At 67.2% G+C, this 4,575-nt stretch carries 3 protein-coding genes; 1 reads left to right on the forward strand and 2 read right to left on the reverse strand.

Annotated elements, in window-relative coordinates; all coding sequences use genetic code 11:
• The first annotated feature begins 1,016 nt into the window (after positions 1-1,016).
• Positions 1,017-1,781, forward strand: coding sequence for a thioesterase II family protein (locus JS521_RS34055; RefSeq protein ID WP_205086746.1), 765 nt, complete (start codon positions 1,017-1,019; stop codon positions 1,779-1,781).
• Between the two features lie 736 nt (positions 1,782-2,517).
• Here JS521_RS34055 and rfbB read toward each other — a convergent pair.
• Together rfbB and rfbA are read right to left on the reverse strand one after the other, a co-directional pair.
• Positions 2,518-3,507 carry a dTDP-glucose 4,6-dehydratase gene (gene rfbB / locus JS521_RS34060; protein WP_205086747.1) on the reverse strand — a complete coding sequence of 330 codons (990 nt, stop codon included), beginning with the start codon at positions 3,505-3,507 and terminating at the stop codon, positions 2,518-2,520.
• A 9-nt stretch (positions 3,508-3,516) separates the two neighbouring features.
• A complete protein-coding gene (rfbA, locus tag JS521_RS34065) occupies positions 3,517-4,389 on the reverse strand; it encodes a glucose-1-phosphate thymidylyltransferase RfbA (protein ID WP_205086748.1) in 873 nt (290 codons plus the stop codon).
• Positions 4,390-4,575 lie beyond the last annotated feature (186 nt).

Here is a 4,575-nt window from a genome sequence, read left to right on the forward strand (position 1 = left end):
CCCCCCTAGAACCTGACACCGAACCGCCGCCGCCCCTCAAGAACAGCCGGGCAGCGCACACCTCGCGCAAGCGCACCCCACAGGCACACCACCGCACGGACACGGAGCACCGTGCCCGCACGGCACAAGCACAAGCACGAGCACAAGCACGGGCACAGGCACAGGCACGAGCACGAGCACGGGCACGGGCACAGGCACGGGCACGGGCACGGGCAGAACCCACCCCGCCCGAACACGGCCGGAGCACCCGGGAGAAGAAGCCACCTGACCCTTCCGCCGGCACCGGGGGGCCGGGGGCCTGCCCCCGCTCGAACGGGAGCCAGGAACCCACCGGGAGCCGGGAACCCACGGAGTGCCAGGAGCCCACCGGGAGCCGGGAACCCACCGGGAGCCGGGCGGCCTTGGGGTGCCAGGAGCCCACCGGGAGCCCGGAGCCCACCGGGAGCCGGGAACCCACCGGGAGCCGGGCGGCCTTGGGTGCCAGGCGCCCACCGGCAGGCGGCAGTTCGACGACAGGTACCGGCGAACCGTCCGCGGCACCGGCAACCACCCCCACCACGGCGCGGGCGGGCGGGAGGCCACCGGCCGGCTCCGCCCCCTGCCGGGGGGGGGGCCCGCAGGAGCGGGGCGAAGAGAGCCCCGCCACACAGCCGGATGTCTGCGGCCCGGACGGCACCCGGCGGTCCCGCCGCTGACGACCCGCCCGGCGACCGCTCACGATGCGCCCATGCCCCCCGCACCGCACCTGGCCCGCCCAACCGCAACCCGGGCCGACCGCAACCCGGGGCCGACGACAACCCGGGGCCGACGGCAACCCGGGCGGACCGTAACCCGGGCGGGGGGGCGGGTGGTCGTCCGCGATCGTTAGGGGTTGTCGGCGGCCGGTGGCGCTGCGATCGTCTGGGCCTGGGCCTGTGTATGGCCGCGCGCCGGCGGCGGCGCAGGCGGCGCACCTCGAAGGGGCCGCCCCCCCCCCGGGGGCGGACCCCCCCCGGTGTGAAGGGACGACAAACGCGATGGCGACGAACAGCGACGCGGCCGACCTGTGGGTGCGCCGCTTCCATCCCGCACCCCAGGCACCCGTCCGGCTGCTCTGCCTCCCGCACGCGGGAGGCTCCGCGAGCTACTTCTACCCCGTCTCACAGCGTCTCGCTCCGCGCGTCGAGACCCTGGCCGTGCAGTACCCCGGCAGGCAGGACCGCAGGAACGAACCGTGCCTGGAAACGGTACGGGACCTGGCCGACCGCATCGTCGAGGTCATCGCCCCCTGGCAGGACAAACCACTGGCACTGTTCGGACACAGCCTGGGCGCCTCGGTCGCCTTCGAAGTCGCTCTGCGCATGGAAGCACAGGGCATCGTGCCCGCCGCACTCATCGCGTCCGGGCGGCGGGCACCGAGCGCACACCGGGACGAACGCGTCCACCTGCGCGACGACGACGGCCTCCTCGAAGAAATCAGACGCCTGGACGGCACCCAGTCCCAACTCCTCGAGGACGACGAGATCAAGCGCATGGTCATGCCCTCGATCCGCGCCGACTACAAAGCCGCCGAAACCTACCGCTACGAGCCCGGCCCGCCCCTGTCAACGCCCCTCCACGCCCTGACCGGAGACACCGACCCCAAAGCCACCACCGACGAAGTACGCACATGGGCCGACCACACCACCGGACGATTCGACATGACCGTCTACCCAGGCGGCCACTTCTACCTCAACACCCACGCCCCGGCAGTGACCGAGGAGATCGCCGCATGGCTGGATCCCGCCACCACCGGACACTGAAACCGCCCCGACAACCCCACCGGACCAGCAGCACACCGCAAGACAGACAAACAGCCACCCACACGAACCCACCCCTCCCCCGACCCGGCCCGTGACGCGGAGCGCCAAATGGGCCCACAGCCCCGGCCAGAACACAGCAACCCCCTCGGCGAACGTACGCAGGCAGCAGCACCGGAGCACGCGACGCACCCCCCAGCAGGCATGGCGGAGACACGGTGCCCGATCCGACGAACGGGCGCGACGAACGGGCGCGACGAGCAGGCGCGACGAGCAGGCGCGACGAACGGGCGCGACGAACGGGCGCGACGAACGGGCGCGACGAGCGGGTGAGGCGAGCGGGTGCGATGGGCGGGTGAGGCGAGCGGGTGAGGCGAGCGGGTGCGATGAGCGGGTGCGATGAGCGGGTGAGGCGAGCGGGTGAGGTGTTCCGCCACCGGGCTGTGCAGAAACCTTCGCGGCAGCAATGCACCCCCGCCGCGGTACCGGCTCCCGGAAACACACCGCCCCCTGACCGGCAGGACAGGAATTACCCCGCCGACAAGACAGGAATTAATTCACGACCACCAACCACCGGCCACCGGCCACCGGCCGGGATTCCACCCGTATTTCCGGCCGGCCGGAAATACGGAAGTGCCGCCACGGCGATGTGATGCATTCCGCCTCCTCCATCCGCCCCGTACCGAACACCTGGCGGCTGAGGACGAATGTCCGGAACACAGGGCCGCCCGGCCCCGGTCTACCGAGCCGGCCTCCCGGGCCCCTTCAACGGCTCCCACCAGTCGCGCCGCTTCTTGTACCATTCGACGGTCTCCGCGAGTCCCTCGTCAAAAGAGACCTGCGGGCGGTAACCGAGTTCCGTGGAAATCTTCGTGATATCGACCGAGTACCGGCGATCGTGACCCTTGCGGTCCGCCACACGCTCCACCATGGACCAATCCGCACCCGTCATACGCAGCAGCCGCTCCGTGAGTTCACGGTTCGCCAGCTCGGTACCACCACCGATGTTGTACACCCCGCCCGCCTCACCTTTTTCCGCCACCAGCGCGACGGCCCGGCAGTGGTCATCCACATGCAGCCAGTCCCGTACATGGCCGCCGTCCCCGTAGAGCGGCACCTTCCTCCCGTCCAGCAACCGCGTCACAAAAAGCGGAATCACTTTCTCGGGGTTCTGGTACGGCCCGTAGTTGTTGGAACACCGGGTGATACACACCGGCAGCCCGTGCGTGCGGTGGAACGCCCGTACCAGAAGATCGGAAGACGCCTTCGACGCCGAATACGGGGAGTTCGGCTCCAGCGGCCGGTCTTCACTCCACGACCCCTCATCGATCGAGCCGTAGACCTCGTCCGTCGAGACATGGACGAACTTCCCGACCCCGGCACGCAGCGACACCTCCAGCAGGACCTGGGTACCGAGCACATTCGTCCGGATGAAATCCTCGGACCCGCCGATCGAGCGGTCCACATGTGACTCCGCGGCGAAATGCACAACCAGGTCACCCCTCTTGAGCACCTCCGCCGCCAGTGCACGGTCACCGATATCACCGTGCACGAAGACCAGCCGCGGATCATCCGCGACCCGGGCCAGATTCGCCCGGTTCCCGGCATAGGTGAGCTTGTCCAGCACCACCACCTCGGGCACGACACCACCGGTGTACACACCGGTCAGGGACTGCCGGACGAAGTGAGACCCGATGAACCCGGCTCCGCCGGTCACAACGATACGCATCCCGCCCCCTCAGCGATCCGCACTCGCGATGGCCATGAGATAGGCACCGTAGTCCGAATTACCCAACTGCCCGCCCAACGCGTAACAAGCAGCGGAATCAATGAACCCCATACGGAAAGCGATCTCTTCCAGACAAGCGATCCGCACACCCTGACGCTCCTCCAGGACCTGTATGTACTGCCCGGCCTGGAGCAACGAATCATGCGTACCGGTATCGAGCCACGCGAACCCCCGGCCCAGATCGACCAGCCTGGCCCTGCCCTGCCGGAGATACTCCTTATTGACATCCGTGATCTCCAGCTCACCACGTGCGGACGGCCTGACCGACCGCGCGATATCCACCACCCCGTTGTCATAAAGATAAAGCCCGGTGATCGCCAGATTCGACCTCGGATCGGCCGGCTTCTCCACCAGCGACACCAGCTCACCCCGGCCATCGACCTCCCCGACGCCATAACGCTCCGGGTCCTTCACCGCATAACCGAACAGCACACACCCATCAACATCCCGGCACTGATCACTCAACAGACCCGACAGACCAGGACCATGAAAAATATTGTCACCCAGAATCAACGCGACCGGATCATCACCGATGAACTTCTCACCGATAACGAAAGCCTCCGCAATACCATTGGCCTGCGACTGCTCAGCATACTCAATAGAAAGACCGAGCCGGCTCCCGTCACCCAGCAGCCCCCGGAACATACCAACATGCGACGGAGTCGATATCACCAGAACATCCCTGATACCACCGAGCATCAGAACCGACAACGGATAATAAATCATCGGCTTGTTGTAAACAGGAAGCAAATGCTTGGAAACCGTATGAGTCAGCGGATAAAGACGCGTCCCGCTCCCCCCCGCCAGAACAATACCCTTCATACCGGCCAACCCCCCGCAACCGACGAAGAACCCGGGACGGACCAGGCAGACCACCACCCAATCCAGAACACACCGAAAACACAAAAGAATACTAACGCCCAGCACATCACCCCGTCCACCACAACAACAAAAACACCAGCAACCACAAACCCCACCACACAACCCCAAAAACCCGCCACCACCACC

The sequence above is a fragment of the Streptomyces durocortorensis genome (genome assembly GCF_016901035.1).
Taxonomy (GTDB): Bacteria; Actinomycetota; Actinomycetes; order Streptomycetales; family Streptomycetaceae; genus Streptomyces; species Streptomyces durocortorensis.

Bases quoted from the DNA above. Each gene is read 5' to 3' on its own strand.
- JS521_RS34055 (WP_205086746.1), top strand. From the start codon at position 1,017: ATGGCGACGAACAGCGACGCGGCCGACCTGTGGGTGCGCCGCTTCCAT.
- rfbB (WP_205086747.1), bottom strand. From the start codon at position 3,507: ATGCGTATCGTTGTGACCGGCGGAGCCGGGTTCATCGGGTCTCACTTC.
- rfbA (WP_205086748.1), bottom strand. From the start codon at position 4,389: ATGAAGGGTATTGTTCTGGCGGGGGGGAGCGGGACGCGTCTTTATCCG.